General features: G+C 69.0%; 13 protein-coding genes. 1 reads left to right on the top strand and 12 read right to left on the bottom strand.

Annotation, left to right across the window (positions count from 1 at the left end; translation table 11 throughout):
• Window position 1 precedes the first annotated feature (1 nt).
• From nuoL to ACZ6AA_RS00755, 12 genes are read right to left on the bottom strand one after another with little or no spacing between them, the layout of a single operon-like run.
• Complete coding sequence (gene nuoL, locus ACZ6AA_RS00810; protein ID WP_468450543.1) at window positions 2-1,903, bottom strand: NADH-quinone oxidoreductase subunit L; 1,902 nt, start codon at window positions 1,901-1,903, stop codon at window positions 2-4.
• A gap of 15 nt (window positions 1,904-1,918) precedes the next feature.
• Entirely contained in the window at window positions 1,919-2,218 is a 300-nt protein-coding gene (gene nuoK, locus ACZ6AA_RS00805; RefSeq protein WP_030359114.1) for an NADH-quinone oxidoreductase subunit NuoK, read from the bottom strand.
• On the bottom strand, window positions 2,215-3,102 hold the full coding sequence (locus tag ACZ6AA_RS00800) for an NADH-quinone oxidoreductase subunit J (protein ID WP_468450541.1): 888 nt from the start codon (window positions 3,100-3,102) through the stop codon (window positions 2,215-2,217). The genes nuoK and ACZ6AA_RS00800 overlap by 4 nt, the downstream gene beginning before the upstream one ends.
• A complete protein-coding gene (gene nuoI / locus ACZ6AA_RS00795; protein WP_468450539.1) occupies window positions 3,099-3,827 on the bottom strand; it encodes an NADH-quinone oxidoreductase subunit NuoI in 729 nt (242 codons plus the stop codon). The genes ACZ6AA_RS00800 and nuoI overlap by 4 nt, the downstream gene beginning before the upstream one ends.
• Complete coding sequence (gene nuoH, locus ACZ6AA_RS00790) at window positions 3,820-5,211, bottom strand: NADH-quinone oxidoreductase subunit NuoH (protein ID WP_468480579.1); 1,392 nt, start codon at window positions 5,209-5,211, stop codon at window positions 3,820-3,822. The genes nuoI and nuoH overlap by 8 nt, the downstream gene beginning before the upstream one ends.
• Complete coding sequence (locus ACZ6AA_RS00785) at window positions 5,211-7,724, bottom strand: NADH-quinone oxidoreductase subunit G (RefSeq protein ID WP_468450537.1); 2,514 nt, start codon at window positions 7,722-7,724, stop codon at window positions 5,211-5,213. Before ACZ6AA_RS00785 ends, nuoH begins: the two co-directional genes overlap by 1 nt.
• Window positions 7,721-9,088, bottom strand: a complete 1,368-nt coding sequence (gene nuoF / locus ACZ6AA_RS00780) for an NADH-quinone oxidoreductase subunit NuoF (RefSeq protein ID WP_468480352.1) — start codon at window positions 9,086-9,088, stop codon at window positions 7,721-7,723. Before nuoF ends, ACZ6AA_RS00785 begins: the two co-directional genes overlap by 4 nt.
• Entirely contained in the window at window positions 9,088-9,945 is an 858-nt protein-coding gene (gene nuoE, locus ACZ6AA_RS00775; protein ID WP_468450533.1) for an NADH-quinone oxidoreductase subunit NuoE, read from the bottom strand. The genes nuoF and nuoE overlap by 1 nt, the downstream gene beginning before the upstream one ends.
• Window positions 9,942-11,270 carry an NADH-quinone oxidoreductase subunit D gene (locus ACZ6AA_RS00770; RefSeq protein ID WP_468450531.1) on the bottom strand — a complete coding sequence of 443 codons (1,329 nt, stop codon included), beginning with the start codon at window positions 11,268-11,270 and terminating at the stop codon, window positions 9,942-9,944. The genes nuoE and ACZ6AA_RS00770 overlap by 4 nt, the downstream gene beginning before the upstream one ends.
• Window positions 11,271-11,325: 55 nt before the next feature.
• A complete protein-coding gene (locus ACZ6AA_RS00765) occupies window positions 11,326-12,057 on the bottom strand; it encodes an NADH-quinone oxidoreductase subunit C (protein WP_468450529.1) in 732 nt (243 codons plus the stop codon).
• Entirely contained in the window at window positions 12,054-12,608 is a 555-nt protein-coding gene (locus tag ACZ6AA_RS00760) for a NuoB/complex I 20 kDa subunit family protein (protein ID WP_016640165.1), read from the bottom strand. The genes ACZ6AA_RS00765 and ACZ6AA_RS00760 overlap by 4 nt, the downstream gene beginning before the upstream one ends.
• Before the next feature lie 13 nt (window positions 12,609-12,621).
• Entirely contained in the window at window positions 12,622-12,981 is a 360-nt protein-coding gene (locus ACZ6AA_RS00755; RefSeq protein WP_003992243.1) for an NADH-quinone oxidoreductase subunit A, read from the bottom strand.
• A gap of 366 nt (window positions 12,982-13,347) precedes the next feature.
• Here ACZ6AA_RS00755 and ACZ6AA_RS00750 point away from each other — a divergent pair, with 366 nt between their 5' ends.
• A complete protein-coding gene (locus ACZ6AA_RS00750; RefSeq protein ID WP_471455683.1) occupies window positions 13,348-13,512 on the top strand; it encodes a hypothetical protein in 165 nt (54 codons plus the stop codon).
• Window positions 13,513-13,612: the final 100 nt, after the last annotated feature.

Raw genomic sequence — 13,612 nt, 5'->3', positions numbered from 1 at the left:
ATCAGACCGCCCTCATCAGCAGGGTCGCGGCGATGAGGACCGCCGCGCCGCCGAACATCGAGACCGCGTAGCTGCGGGCGTAGCCGTTCTGCAGCTTGCGCAGCCGTCCGGAGAGCCCGCCGACCGAGGCCGCCGTGCCATTGACCACGCCGTCCACCAGGGTGTGGTCGACGTACACCAGGGAGCGCGTGAGGTGCTCGCCGCCGCGCACCAGGACCACGTGGTTGAAGTCGTCCTGGAGCAGGTCGCGGCGGGCCGCGCGGGTGAGCAGCGAGCCGCGCGGGGCGACCACGGGGACCGGCCTGCGGCCGTACTGGAACCAGGCCAGGGTGACGCCGATGACCAGGACCACCATCGTGGCGCCCGTGACCGTGGCGGCGCTCAGCGGGGAGTCGCCGTGGTCGTGGTGCGTGACCGGCTCGAGCCAGTGCATGAAGCGGTCGCCGATGCTGAAGAAGCCGCCCGCGAAAACCGAACCGAAGGCGAGCAGGATCATCGGGATCGTCATGGACTTCGGGGACTCGTGCGGGTGCGGCTGCTTGCCGTCGGCGTCGGGCTGCCAGCGCTTCTCTCCGAAGAAGGTCAGCAGCATCACGCGCGTCATGTAGTACGCCGTGATGGCCGCGCCGAGCAGCGCCACGGAGCCGAGGATCCAGCCCTCCGTGCCGCCCTTGGCGAACGCCGCCTCGATGATCTTGTCCTTGGAGAAGAAGCCGGACAGGCCCGGGAAGCCGATGATGGCGAGATAGCCGAGACCGAAGGTCACGAAGGTCACCGGCATGTACTTCCGGAGACCGCCGTACTTCCGCATGTCCACCTCGTCGTTCATGCCGTGCATGACCGAACCGGCGCCGAGGAAGAGCCCGGCTTTGAAGAAGCCGTGCGTCACCAGGTGCATGATCGCGAAGACATAGCCGATGGGGCCGAGGCCCGCGGCCAGGATCATGTAGCCGATCTGGGACATCGTCGACCCGGCGAGGGCCTTCTTGATGTCGTCCTTCGCGCAACCGACGATCGCACCGAAGAGGAGCGTCACGGCACCCACGACGGTGACCGCCAACTGCGCGTCCGGGGCGCCGTTGAAGATCTCTCCGGAGCGCACGATCAGGTACACACCGGCGGTCACCATCGTCGCCGCGTGGATCAGGGCCGAGACCGGGGTCGGGCCCTCCATCGCGTCCCCGAGCCAGGACTGCAGCGGCACCTGTGCGGACTTGCCGCACGCCGCGAGCAGCAGCATCAGGCCGATCGCCGTCAGCTTGCCCTCGCTCGTCTCCTCGGCGGCCCCGAGGACGGGCTCGAAGGCGAACGTCCCGAAGGTGGTGAACATCAGCATGATGGCGATCGACAGGCCCATGTCGCCGACGCGGTTGACCAGGAAGGCCTTCTTGGCCGCCGTGGCCGCGCTGGGCTTGTGCTGCCAGAAGCCGATCAGGAGGTACGAGGCGAGACCCACGCCCTCCCAGCCGACGTACAGGAGCAGGTAGTTGTCGGCGAGGACCAGCAGGAGCATCGCCGCGAGGAACAGGTTCAGATAGCCGAAGAAGCGGCGGCGCCGCTCGTCGTGCTCCATGTACCCGATCGAGTACAGGTGGATCAGGGTGCCCACGCCGGAGATCAGCAGGACGAACGTCACCGACAGCTGGTCCAGCTGGAAGGCGACGTCCGCCTGGAAGCCCTCGACGGGGATCCAGCTGAACAGGTGCTGGTGCAGGGACCGGTCCTCGGCCCCCTTGCCCAGCATGTCGGTGAAGAGCACAAGCCCGATCACGAAGGAGACGGCCGCGAGCGCCGTGCCGATCCAGTGGCCCACTCGGTCCAACCGGCGCCCGCCGCACAGCAGTACGGCCGCTCCGAGCAGAGGCGCCGCCACAAGCAGCGCAATCAAGTTCTCTGTGTTCACGGTTCTAGCGACCCCTTACAGCTTCATCAGGCTGGCGTCGTCGACCGAGGCCGAGTGACGGGAGCGGAACAGCGACACGATGATCGCGAGCCCGACCACGACCTCCGCCGCCGCGACGACCATCGTGAAGAAGGCGATGATCTGGCCGTCCAAGTTGCCGTGCAGTCGGGCGAAGGCGACGAACGCGAGGTTGCAGGCGTTCAGCATCAGCTCGACGCACATGAAGACGACGATCACGTTCCGCCGGATCAGCACGCCGGTGGCGCCGATCGCGAACAGCAGGGCCGCCAGATACAGGTAGTTGACGGGATTCACTTCGACGCCTCCTCGGTCTGCTCGCCCGCCGCCGCGGCGACCGGGTCGGACGCGGACTCGCCGGTCCTGCCGCTGTCCGTACGGAGCGGTCCTGGCCGCTCCAGGCGGTCCGAGGCGCGCTGCTCCAGGGCCCGCAGGTCGTTCAGCGCCTCGCTGGAGACGTCGCGGATCTGGCCGCGCTCACGCAGCGTCTGGTTGACCGTGAGCTCCGAGGGGGTGCCGTCCGGGAGCAGGCCCGCGATGTCCACCGCGTTGTGCCGGGCGTACACACCCGGGGCGGGCAGCGGCGGCAGGTGCTTGCCCTCGCGCACGCGCTCCTCGGCGCGCTCGCGCTGCGTCTTGGCGCGCTCCGTGCGCTCGCGGTGGGTGAGGACCATCGCGCCGACCGTCGCCGTGATCAGCAGGGCGCCGGTGATCTCGAAGGCGAAGACGTACTTCGTGAAGATGAGGGCCGCGAGGCCCTCCACGTTGCCGTTCGCGTTCGCCTTGGCCAGGCCGTTGAAGTCCTTCAGGGAGGCGTTGCCGATGCCCGCGAACAGCAGGATGGCGAAGCCGAATCCGCACAGGGCCGCCAGCCAGCGCTGCCCCTTGATGGTCTCCTTGAGGGAGTCGGCGGCGGTGACGCCGACGAGCATGACCACGAAGAGGAACAGCATCATGATCGCGCCGGTGTAGACGACGATCTGGACGATGCCCAGGAAGTACGCGCCGTTGGCCAGGTAGAACACCGCAAGGATGATCATGGTTCCGGCGAGACAGAGCGCGCTGTGCACCGCCTTGCGCATGAGGATCGTGCACAGCGCGCCGATCACGGCGACCGTGCCGAGCACCCAGAACTGGAAGGCCTCGCCGGTGGAGGTGGTGTAGGCCGCGAGGGCGGTCATGCGCCCACCCCCTGCTCGCGCGAGGCCCCGGCCCCTTCGCCGGAGCCGGATCCCTCGGCGGCGCCTTCTCCGGAGGCGGGCTTCTCGCCCTTGGAGACGGCCACTTGGGGCACCGTGCCCGGCGCGGCCTGGGTGACCAGACCGCGGTAGTAGTCGCCCTCGTCCATGCCGGGGTAGATCGCGTGCGGCGAGTCGACCATGTCCTCTTCGAGGCCGGCGAGCAGCTGCTCCTTGGTGTAGATCAGGTTCTCGCGGCTGCTGTCGGCGAGCTCGAATTCGTTCGTCATCGTCAGCGCGCGCGTGGGGCACGCCTCGATGCACAGGCCGCAGAGGATGCAGCGGGCGTAGTTGATCTGGTAGACGCGGCCGTACCGCTCGCCCGGGGAATAACGCTCCTCTTCGGTGTTGTCCGCGCCCTCCACGTAGATGGCGTCCGCGGGACAGGCCCAGGCGCACAGCTCGCAGCCGACGCATTTCTCCAGGCCGTCCGGATGGCGGTTGAGCTGGTGCCGGCCGTGGAACCGGGGTGCGGTGGTCTTCTGCTGCTCCGGATACTGCTCGGTCAGCCGCTTCTTGAACATGGCCTTGAAGGTCACGCCGAAGCCCGCGACGGGGTTCTGGAACCCCTGGTTGGACTGGTTCGACTGCTGCGGGTCGGCCGCCTGCTGCTGCTCGGGCAGCTGCGAGTGCTTCGGCCGGTCCGGCATGTTCGACTGCTCAGCCATCGGACGCCTCCTTTCCGTCACTTTGAGTATCGGGCCCACCACTGACAATCAACTCCCGCTCCTGGCGCGAGCGTCGGCGCGGCACCGGTGGCAGGGTCTGTCCGGGCAGCGGCGGCACCGGGAATCCCCCGGCCATCGGGTCGAAGGCACCGGACGCCTCGGACTCGGAGTCCTCGGCCGCCTGCTGCTTCTCGCGCTTGTCGCGGAAGATGTCGATGAGTACGGAGAGCAACAACAGGGCGAGCACTCCGCCGCCTACGTAGAGCGCGATCTCGCTGAAGTCGTAGTCCTCGTTGCGCAGCGCCCGCACCGTGGCGACGAGCATCAGCCACACCACCGACACCGGGATGAGGACCTTCCAGCCGAGCTTCATCAGCTGGTCGTAGCGCACGCGGGGCAGCGTGCCGCGCAGCCAGATGAAGAAGAACAGCAGCAGTTGGACCTTGAGCACGAACCAGGCCATCGGCCACCAGCCGTGGTTCGCGCCCTCCCAGAAGGTGCTGATCGGCCAAGGAGCCCGCCAGCCGCCCAGGAAGAGCGTCACGGACACGGCCGAGACGGTGATCATGTTGATGTACTCGGCGAGCATGAAGATCGCGAACTTGATCGACGAGTACTCGGTGTTGAAGCCGCCGACCAGGTCGCCCTCGGACTCGGGCATGTCGAACGGGGCGCGGTTGGTCTCACCGATCATCGTCACGATGTAGATCAGGAACGAGACCGGGAGCAGCAGGACGTACCAGCGGCCCTCCTGCGCCTCGACGATCCGCGACGTCGACATCGATCCGGAGTACAGGAAGACGGAGGCGAACGCGGCGCCCATCGCGATCTCGTAGGAGATCATCTGCGCGCACGAGCGGAGGCCGCCGAGCAGCGGGTACGTGGAGCCGGAGCTCCAGCCCGCGAGCACGATGCCGTAGATACCGACCGAGGCGACCGCGAGGATGTAGAGCATCGCGATCGGCAGGTCGGTGAGCTGCATCGTGGTGCGGTGTCCGAAGATCGACACTTCGTTGCCCGCGGGCCCGAAGGGGATCACCGCGATCGCCATGAAGGCCGGGATGGCGGCGACGACCGGCGCGAGGATGTAGACCACCTTGTCCGCGCGCTTGACGACCAGGTCTTCCTTGAGCATCAGCTTGATGCCGTCGGCGAGTGACTGGAGCATGCCCCAGGGGCCGTGCCGGTTCGGGCCGATGCGCAACTGCATCCAGGCGACGACCTTGCGCTCCCACACGATGGAGAACAGCACCATCACCATCAGGAACGCGAAGCAGAAGACGGCCTTCAGGCCGATCAGCCACCAGGGGTCCCTGCCGAACATCGACAGGTCCTCGGCCGCGAGCGGCACCGATGCCTGCGCGGTGTGCACTGCCTGCAGCATCACGACGTCACCTCCGTGGCCTCGGCGGGGGCCAGAAGGCCGGCCGGGCCGACACGGACCAGATCGCCCGGGCGGGCGCCGGTGTCCGAAGTGACGCCTCCCCCGGTCGAGTTCAGCGGGAGCCAGACCACCCGATCGGGCATCTGGGTGACCAGGAGCGGCAGCGTGGTCGCGCCCGCCGGGCCGGTGACGGTGAGCGTGTCGCCGCCCTTGACGCCGATCTCGGCCGCGGTGGCCGCCGACAGCCGGGCCACGGCCGCGTGCCGCGTGCCCGCGAGCGCGTCGTCGCCCTCCTGGAGGCGGCCCTGGTCGAGCAGCAGCCGGTGGCCCGCGAGGACGGCCTCACCGGCGGCGGGCCGGGGCGGCTGAGCGCCGGTCTCCAGGGGCTCCGTGGCGTGCGGGCCGTCCCAGCCGCCGAGCCGGTCCAGCTCGCGCCGGATGGTCAGCAGGTCGGGCAGGCCCAGGTGGATGTCGCCCGCGTCGGCCAGCATGTGCAGGACACGGGCGTCCGCCGGGGACGACTTGCGGGTCATCTGGTCCGGCTTCAGCGCGGCCTCGAAAAGCCGGGCCCTGCCCTCCCAGTTGAGGAACGTGCCCGGCTTCTCGGCGACGGCGGCCACCGGAAGGACCACGTCGGCACGTTCCGTCACCTCGCTCGGGCGCAGCTCCAGGGAGACCAGGAAGCCGACCTCGTCGAGTGCGGCACGCGCGCGTGCCGGGTCGGGCAGGTCGGCGACGTCCACGCCCGCGACGAGCAGCGCGCCCAGTTCGCCGGTCGCGGCGGCCTCGATGATCTGGCCGGTGTCCCGGCCGTAGCGGTGCGGGAGTTCGGCGACGCCCCAGGCGCCCGCGACCTCGTCCCGCGCGCGCGGGTCGGTGGCCGGACGGCCGCCCGGGAGCAGCGACGGCACGGCGCCCGCCTCGATGGCCCCGCGCTCGCCCGCGCGGCGCGGAATCCACACCAGCTGGGCGCCGGTCGCGGACGCGGCCCGCACGGCGGCGGTGAGCCCGCCCTGTACCGCCGCGAGGCGCTCCCCGACCACGATCACGGCGCCTTCGGAGCGCAGCGCCTCGGCGGCCTTCGCGCCGTCGTCCGCCAGGCCCACGCCCGCGGCGAGCGCGTCCAGCCACTCGGTCTCGGTGCCCGGCGCGGCCGGAAGCAGCGTGCCACCGGCCTTCTCCAGGCCGCGGGTTGCGTACGTGGCGAGCGAGAAGGTGCGCTGGCCGTGCTTGCGCCAGGCCTTGCGCAGCCGCAGGAAGACGCCGGGCGCCTCCTCCTCGGACTCCATCCCGACGAGCAGCACGGCCGGGGCCTTCTCCAGCGTGCTGTACGTGACGCCGGTGCCGTCGAGGTCCCGGCCGCGCCCGGCGACACGCGCCGCGAGGAAGTCGGCCTCCTCACTGCTGTGCACCCGCGCGCGGAAGTCGATGTCGTTCGTACCGAGCGCCACGCGCGCGTACTTGCTGTACGCGTAGGCGTCCTCCACGGTGAGCCGTCCGCCGGTCAGCACTCCGGCCCGCCCGCGGGCGGCAGCGAGCCCCTTGGCCGCCGTCTCCAGCGCCTCGGGCCACGAAGCCGGAACGAGCTCTCCGGAGTCGGCGTCCCGCACCAGCGGCGTCGTCAGCCGGTCCGGCTTCTGTGCGTACCGGAAGCCGAAGCGCCCCTTGTCGCAGATCCACTCCTCGTTGACCTCGGGGTCGTCCTGCGCGAGCCGCCTCATCACCTTGCCGCGCCGGTGGTCCGTCCGCGTCGCGCAGCCGCCCGCGCAGTGCTCGCACACCGACGGCGACGACACCAGGTCGAAGGGGCGCGACCGGAAGCGGTACGCGTGCGAGGTGAGCGCGCCCACCGGGCAGATCTGGATGGTGTTCCCGGAGAAGTACGACTCGAAGGGGTCACCGTCGCCCGTGCCGACCTGCTGGAGCGCGCCGCGCTCGATCAGCTCGATCATCGGGTCGCCCGCGATCTGGTTGGAGAAGCGGGTGCAGCGCGCGCACAGCACGCACCGCTCACGGTCGAGGAGCACCTGTGTGGAGATCGGCACGGGCTTCTCGTACGTGCGCTTCTTGCCCTCGAACCGCGAGTCCGGGTCGCCGACCTGCATGGCCTGGTTCTGCAGCGGGCACTCGCCGCCCTTGTCGCAGACCGGGCAGTCCAGCGGGTGGTTGATGAGCAGCAGCTCCATCACACCGCGCTGCGCCTTCTCGGCGACCGGCGACGTCAGCTGCGACTTCACCACCATGCCGTCGGTGCAGGTGATGGTGCAGGAGGCCATCGGCTTGCGCTGGCCCTCGACCTCGACGATGCACTGGCGGCAGGCACCGGCGGGGTCGAGCAGCGGGTGGTCGCAGAAACGCGGGATCTCGATGCCGAGGAGTTCGGCGGCGCGGATCACCAGGGTGCCCTTGGGGACGCTGATCTCGATGCCGTCGATCGTCAGCGAGACCAGGTCCTCGGGCGGAACGGCCGCTTCCCCGCCCCCGGAGGGAGCGCTGTTGGTGGTCACTGTCATGCGTTCACCTCCGTGTGGGTGTCGGACCGGCCGCGGTCGGCCCAGAGCGTGGACTTGGCGGGGTCGAAGGGGCAGCCCCGGCCGGTGATGTGCTGCTCGTACTCCTCGCGGAAGTACTGCAGCGAGGAGAAGATCGGCGAGGCGGCGCCGTCACCGAGGGCGCAGAAGGACTTGCCGTTGATGTTGTCGGCGATGTCGTTCAGCTTGTCGAGGTCGGACATGACGCCCTTGCCCGCCTCGATGTCGCGCAGCAACTGCACGAGCCAGTACGTCCCTTCGCGGCAGGGCGTGCACTTGCCGCAGGACTCGTGGGCGTAGAACTCGGTCCAGCGCGTCACGGCCCGCACCACGCAGGTCGTCTCGTCGAAGCACTGCAGGGCCTTGGTGCCGAGCATGGATCCGGCGGCTCCCACGCCCTCGTAGTCGAGCGGCACATCGAGGTGCTCGTCGGTGAACATCGGCGTCGAAGAGCCGCCGGGCGTCCAGAACTTGAGGCGGTGGCCCGCCCGCATGCCGCCGCTCATGTCGAGGAGCTGACGCAGCGTGATGCCGAGCGGCGCCTCGTACTGGCCGGGCGAGGTGACGTGCCCGCTGAGCGAATAGAGCGTGAAGCCGGGCGACTTCTCGCTGCCCATCGACTTGAACCAGTCTTTTCCGCGATTCAGGATCGCGGGAACCGACGCGATGGACTCGACGTTGTTGACAACAGTGGGGCATGCGTAGAGGCCCGCGACCGCAGGGAAAGGGGGACGGAGTCGCGGCTGGCCACGGCGGCCTTCCAGCGAGTCGAGCAGCGCGGTCTCCTCACCACAGATGTACGCGCCCGCGCCCGCGTGCACGGTGAGTTCGAGGTCGAGTCCGCTGCCGAGGACGTTCTTGCCGAGATAGCCCGCCGCGTAGGCCTCACGGACGGCCTCGTGCAGCCTCCGCAGCACGGGGACGACTTCACCCCGCAGATAGATGAACGCATGCGAAGAACGGATCGCGTAGCAGGCGATCACGATGCCCTCGATGAGGCTGTGCGGGTTCGCGAAGAGGAGCGGGATGTCCTTGCAGGTCCCTGGCTCCGACTCGTCGGCGTTGACAACTAGATAGTGCGGTTTGCCGTCGCCCTGCGGAATGAACTGCCACTTCATTCCGGTGGGGAAGCCCGCGCCGCCGCGGCCGCGCAGGCCCGAGTCCTTCACATAGGCGATCAGGTCGTCCGGGGCCATGGCGAGGGCCTTGCGCAGCCCCTCGTAGCCGTCGTGGCGGCGGTAGGTGTCCAGCGTCCAGGACTTGTCCTCGTCCCAGAAGGCGGAGAGGACGGGCGCGAGCAGCTTCTCCGGGCTGGTCTCGTTGTCGATCTCGGCGGCCAACGTCATCACTCCCCCTCCTCGGCGCTCGGTCCGGCCGGGTGGGCCGGGTCGGATGCCGAGGTCTCTTGCGGCGCGTCGTGCGAGCTGAGGTGCTCGCTGGGAGACGGGTCGTGCGGCTGGGTGCTCTCCGGTCCGCCCGCACGCGGGTGGACCACGCGCGCGGGGAGCGCCTCGCCCTTGGCCAGGCGCAGTCCGATCAGTGAGGCGGGGCCCGCGCCGCCGGTCGCCTCGACGGCGCCGGGGCGCTCGTCGGGGAAGCCCGCGAGGATCCGGGCCGTCTCCTTGAAGGTGCACAGGGGGGCGCCGCGGGTCGGCTCGACCGGGGCGCCGGAGCGCAGGTCGTCGACGAGGCGCTTGGCGCTGCCCGGGGTCTGGTTGTCGAAGAACTCCCAGTTGACCATCACCACGGGGGCGAAGTCGCAGGCGGCGTTGCACTCGATGTGCTCGAGCGTCACCTTGCCGTCGTCGGTGGTCTCGCCGTTGCCGACGCCCAGGTGCTCCTGGAGGGCCTCGAAGATGGCGTCGCCGCCCATGACCGCGCACAGCGTGTTGGTGCAGACGCCGACCTGGTAGTCGCCGGAGGGCCCCCGGCGGTACATGGTGTAGAAGGTCGCGACCGCCGTCACCTCCGCGGTGGTCAGGTTCAGCATGTCCGCGCAGAACTGCATGCCGGTGCGGGTCACATGGCCTTCCTCCGACTGCACCAGGTGCAGCAGCGGAAGGAGCGCCGAGCGGGAGTCCGGGTAGCGGGAGATGACCTCGCGCGCGTCCGCTTCGAGGCGGGCGCGGACATCGTCCGGGTAGTCCGGCGGGGGCAGTTGGGGCATGCCCAGGCTGACGCCCTCGGGGGAACTGGTGGTCACCGGTCGACGCCTCCCATCACGGGGTCGATGGACGCGACGGCGACGATGACGTCGGCGACCTGGCCGCCTTCGCACATCGCCGCCATGGCCTGCAGATTGGTGAAGGACGGGTCGCGGAAGTGGACCCGGTAGGGGCGGGTGCCGCCGTCGGAGACGACATGCACGCCCAGTTCGCCCTTGGGCGACTCGACGGCGGTGTAGGCCTGGCCGGGCGGCACCCGGAAGCCCTCCGTCACCAGCTTGAAGTGGTGGATCAGGGCCTCCATGGAGGTACCCATGATCTTCTTGATGTGGTCGAGCGAGTTGCCGAGGCCGTCGGGGCCGAGGGCCAGCTGGGCGGGCCAGGCGATCTTCTTGTCGGCGACCATGACCGGGCCCGGCTCCAGGCGGTCCAAGCACTGCTCGACGATGCGCAGCGACTGGCGCATCTCCTCCAGGCGGATCAGGAAGCGCCCGTAGGAGTCGCAGGTGTCGGCGGTGGGGACGTCGAAGTCGTACGTCTCGTAGCCGCAGTAGGGCTCGGACTTGCGCAGGTCGTGCGGGAGGCCGGCCGAGCGCAGGACCGGGCCGGTGGCGCCGAGGGCCATGCAGCCGGACAGGTCGAGGTAGCCGACGTCCTGCATGCGGGCCTTGAAGATGGGGTTTCCGGTGGCGAGCTTGTCGTACTCCGGAAGGTTCTTGTGCATCTTCTTCACGAACTCGCGGATCTGGTCCACCGCGCCGGGCGGCAGGTCCTGGGCGAGTCCGCCGGGCCGGATGTACGCGTGGTTCATGCGCAGGCCGGTGATCAGCTCGTAGATGTCGAGAATGAGTTCACGATCGCGGAAGCCGTAGATCATGATCGTCGTCGCGCCGAGTTCCATGCCGCCGGTGGCGATGCAGACCAGGTGCGAGGACATCCGGTTCAGCTCCATCAGGAGCACCCGGAGGATCGTGGCGCGGTCGGGGATCTGGTCCTCGATGCCGAGCAGCTTCTCCACGCCCAGGCAGTACGCCGTCTCGTTGAAGAACGGCGTCAGATAGTCCATGCGCGTGACGAACGTGGTGCCCTGGGTCCAGGTGCGGTACTCCAGGTTCTTCTCGATGCCCGTGTGCAGATAGCCGATGCCGCAGCGGGCCTCGGAGACCGTCTCGCCCTCGATCTCCAGGATGAGCCGGAGCACGCCGTGGGTGGAGGGGTGCTGCGGACCCATGTTGACGATGATGCGCTCGTCGTCGGCCTTGGCCGCGGACTGGACGACCTCGTCCCAGTCGCCGCCGGTGACGGTGTAGACGGTGCCTTCCGTCGTGGCGCGGGGGGTTGCGTGGGGAGCTGAGTGCGTCACAGGGGCCTCCCGAAGGGAGTCGTTGAGGGGTGGTGGCCGGGAGACGGGTGGGCAGTCACGAGTACGACCTCCGCTGGTCCGGAGCCGGGATCTGGGCGCCCTTGTATTCGACGGGGATGCCGCCGAGTGGGTAGTCCTTGCGCTGGGGGAAGCCCTGCCAGTCGTCCGGCATCATGATCCGCGTGAGGGCCGGGTGGCCGTCGAAGATCAGCCCGAAGAAGTCGTACGTCTCGCGCTCGTGCCAGTCGTTCGTCGGATAGACGGCGACCAGCGAGGGGACGTGCGGATCGGCGTCCGGGGCGCTGACCTCGATGCGGATCAGGCGGTTGTGGGTGATCGAGCGCAGGTGGTAGACGGCGTGCAGCTCGCGGCCCTTGTCCTCCAGGAAGTGCACGCCGCTGACGCCGGTGCACAGCTCGAAGCGCAGCGCCGGGTCGTCGCGCAGGGTTCGCGCGACCCGCAGGAGGTGCTCGCGGGCGATGTGGAAGGTCAGCTCGCCGCGGTCGACGACCGTCTTCTCGATGGCGTTCTCGGGGACGAGCCCCTGTTCCTCCAGGGCGCCTTCGAGCTCGTCGGCCACCTCGTCGAACCAGCCGCCGTAGGGGCGCGAGGAGGCGCCGGGCAGCGTGATGGTGCGGACGAGGCCGCCGTACCCGGAGGTGTCGCCGCCGTTGTCGGCGCCGAACATGCCCCTGCGGACGCCGATGACGTCGCCGGAGGTGTCACGGGGGGCGGGCACCGTGCCCTCGGGGTGCTCGCCGGTGCCGTTCACGTGCGCGTCGCTCACCGCAGCAGACCCTTCATCTCAATGGTGGGGAGGGCCTTGAGAGCCGCCTCCTCCGCCTCGCGGGCCGCTTCCTCGGCGTTCACACCGAGCTTGGAGGTCTGGATCTTCTGGTGCAGCTTGAGGATCGCGTCCATCAGCATCTCGGGCCGGGGCGGACAGCCGGGCAGATAGATGTCGACCGGGACGACGTGGTCCACGCCCTGCACGATCGCGTAGTTGTTGAACATCCCGCCCGACGAGGCGCAGACCCCCATGGAGATGACCCACTTGGGGTTCGGCATCTGGTCGTAGACCTGGCGCAGGACGGGCGCCATCTTCTGGCTCACGCGCCCGGCCACGATCATCAGGTCCGCCTGCCGCGGCGAGCCGCGGAAGACCTCCATGCCGAAGCGCGCCAGGTCGTAGCGCCCGGCGCCGGTCGTCATCATCTCGATGGCGCAGCACGCGAGGCCGAACGTGGCGGGGAAGACGGATGACTTGCGCACCCACCCTGCGGCCTGCTCGACGGTGGTCAGCAGGAATCCGCTCGGGAGTTTCTCTTCGAGTCCCATGCTCAGTGGCTCCTCAGTCCCATTCCAGACCGCCGCGCCGCCAGACGTACGCGTAGGCGACGAAGACGGTGAGCACGAAGAGCAGCATCTCCACGAGCCCGAAGATCCCCAGGGCGTCGAAGGTGACGGCCCAGGGATAGAGAAAGACGATCTCGATGTCGAAGACGATGAAGAGCATCGCCGTCAGGTAGTACTTGATGGGGAAGCGCCCGCCGCCGGCCGGCGTGGGGGTCGGCTCGATCCCGCATTCGTAGGCCTCGAGCTTCGCGCGGTTGTACCGCTTTGGACCGATAAGCGTGGCCATGACCACGGAGAAGATCGCAAAGCCTGCCCCGAGGGCTCCCAGTACGAGGATGGGCGCATAGGCGTTCACCGCTCCTCGCTCCTCTCAGTCGGCACTGACTGCTGGCGGTTGCATCGGGCTCGCGAAGATCACTCGCACGCGAAGATCGCTTACATGTGAAGCAGGTCACAAGCCCAACTGCCCCGCATCTTATGCCTGCCGGTCTGTGATCTGCGACACGGGGTACGACAACGGCTTTGTGATCTCCACCACCTGACGAAGGATCATGAAGTCGGATGAGCGGTGATCTTCGTACGCGAAGCGCCTGAGTGATCACCAGAGGTGACATCCTGGCGCGTAAGGCCTGGTCGAGGCGGGGTTGCACTATCAAGAGATGGCCGCTACAGGCAAATTGGTGCTGGACGCGAGCGCTTGATAGAGGAGCGCGTTCACACTTTGGCGGCAGAGATGTGGACGAGTGTGGACGTGTGCATCGATTCACGAGTCGGGCACCGCGTCAGCCGCGCGCGCGAGGGCGTCGGCGTCAGCTTCACCACGTACACGCGCACGCGCCTCATCACGTACGCGCGCACGCGCCTCACCGCGCGCGCGTGCACGTGAGCGCGAGAGGGGTAGGCGGCACCGATGTGCGAGCGGAAGATCTCGGCCCGGTCTCGGTGAGGTCTCGGGGAGGCTCATCGAGCCACCCGAGGTGACCTGC

The organism is Streptomyces sp. NPDC040610, assembly GCF_055594065.1.
This window is presented reverse-complemented; position numbering and strand designations above follow the sequence as displayed.

What these genes read in the sequence shown, in the direction of transcription:
- ACZ6AA_RS00785 (WP_468450537.1), bottom strand. Translation starts at nt 7,724, where the DNA reads ATGACAGTGACCACCAACAGCGCTCCCTCCGGGGGCGGGGAAGCGGCC.
- nuoI (WP_468450539.1), bottom strand. Translation starts at nt 3,827, where the DNA reads ATGGCTGAGCAGTCGAACATGCCGGACCGGCCGAAGCACTCGCAGCTG.
- nuoF (WP_468480352.1), bottom strand. Translation starts at nt 9,088, where the DNA reads ATGACGTTGGCCGCCGAGATCGACAACGAGACCAGCCCGGAGAAGCTG.
- ACZ6AA_RS00800 (WP_468450541.1), bottom strand. Translation starts at nt 3,102, where the DNA reads ATGACCGCCCTCGCGGCCTACACCACCTCCACCGGCGAGGCCTTCCAG.
- nuoH (WP_468480579.1), bottom strand. Translation starts at nt 5,211, where the DNA reads ATGCTGCAGGCAGTGCACACCGCGCAGGCATCGGTGCCGCTCGCGGCC.
- ACZ6AA_RS00760 (WP_016640165.1), bottom strand. Translation starts at nt 12,608, where the DNA reads ATGGGACTCGAAGAGAAACTCCCGAGCGGATTCCTGCTGACCACCGTC.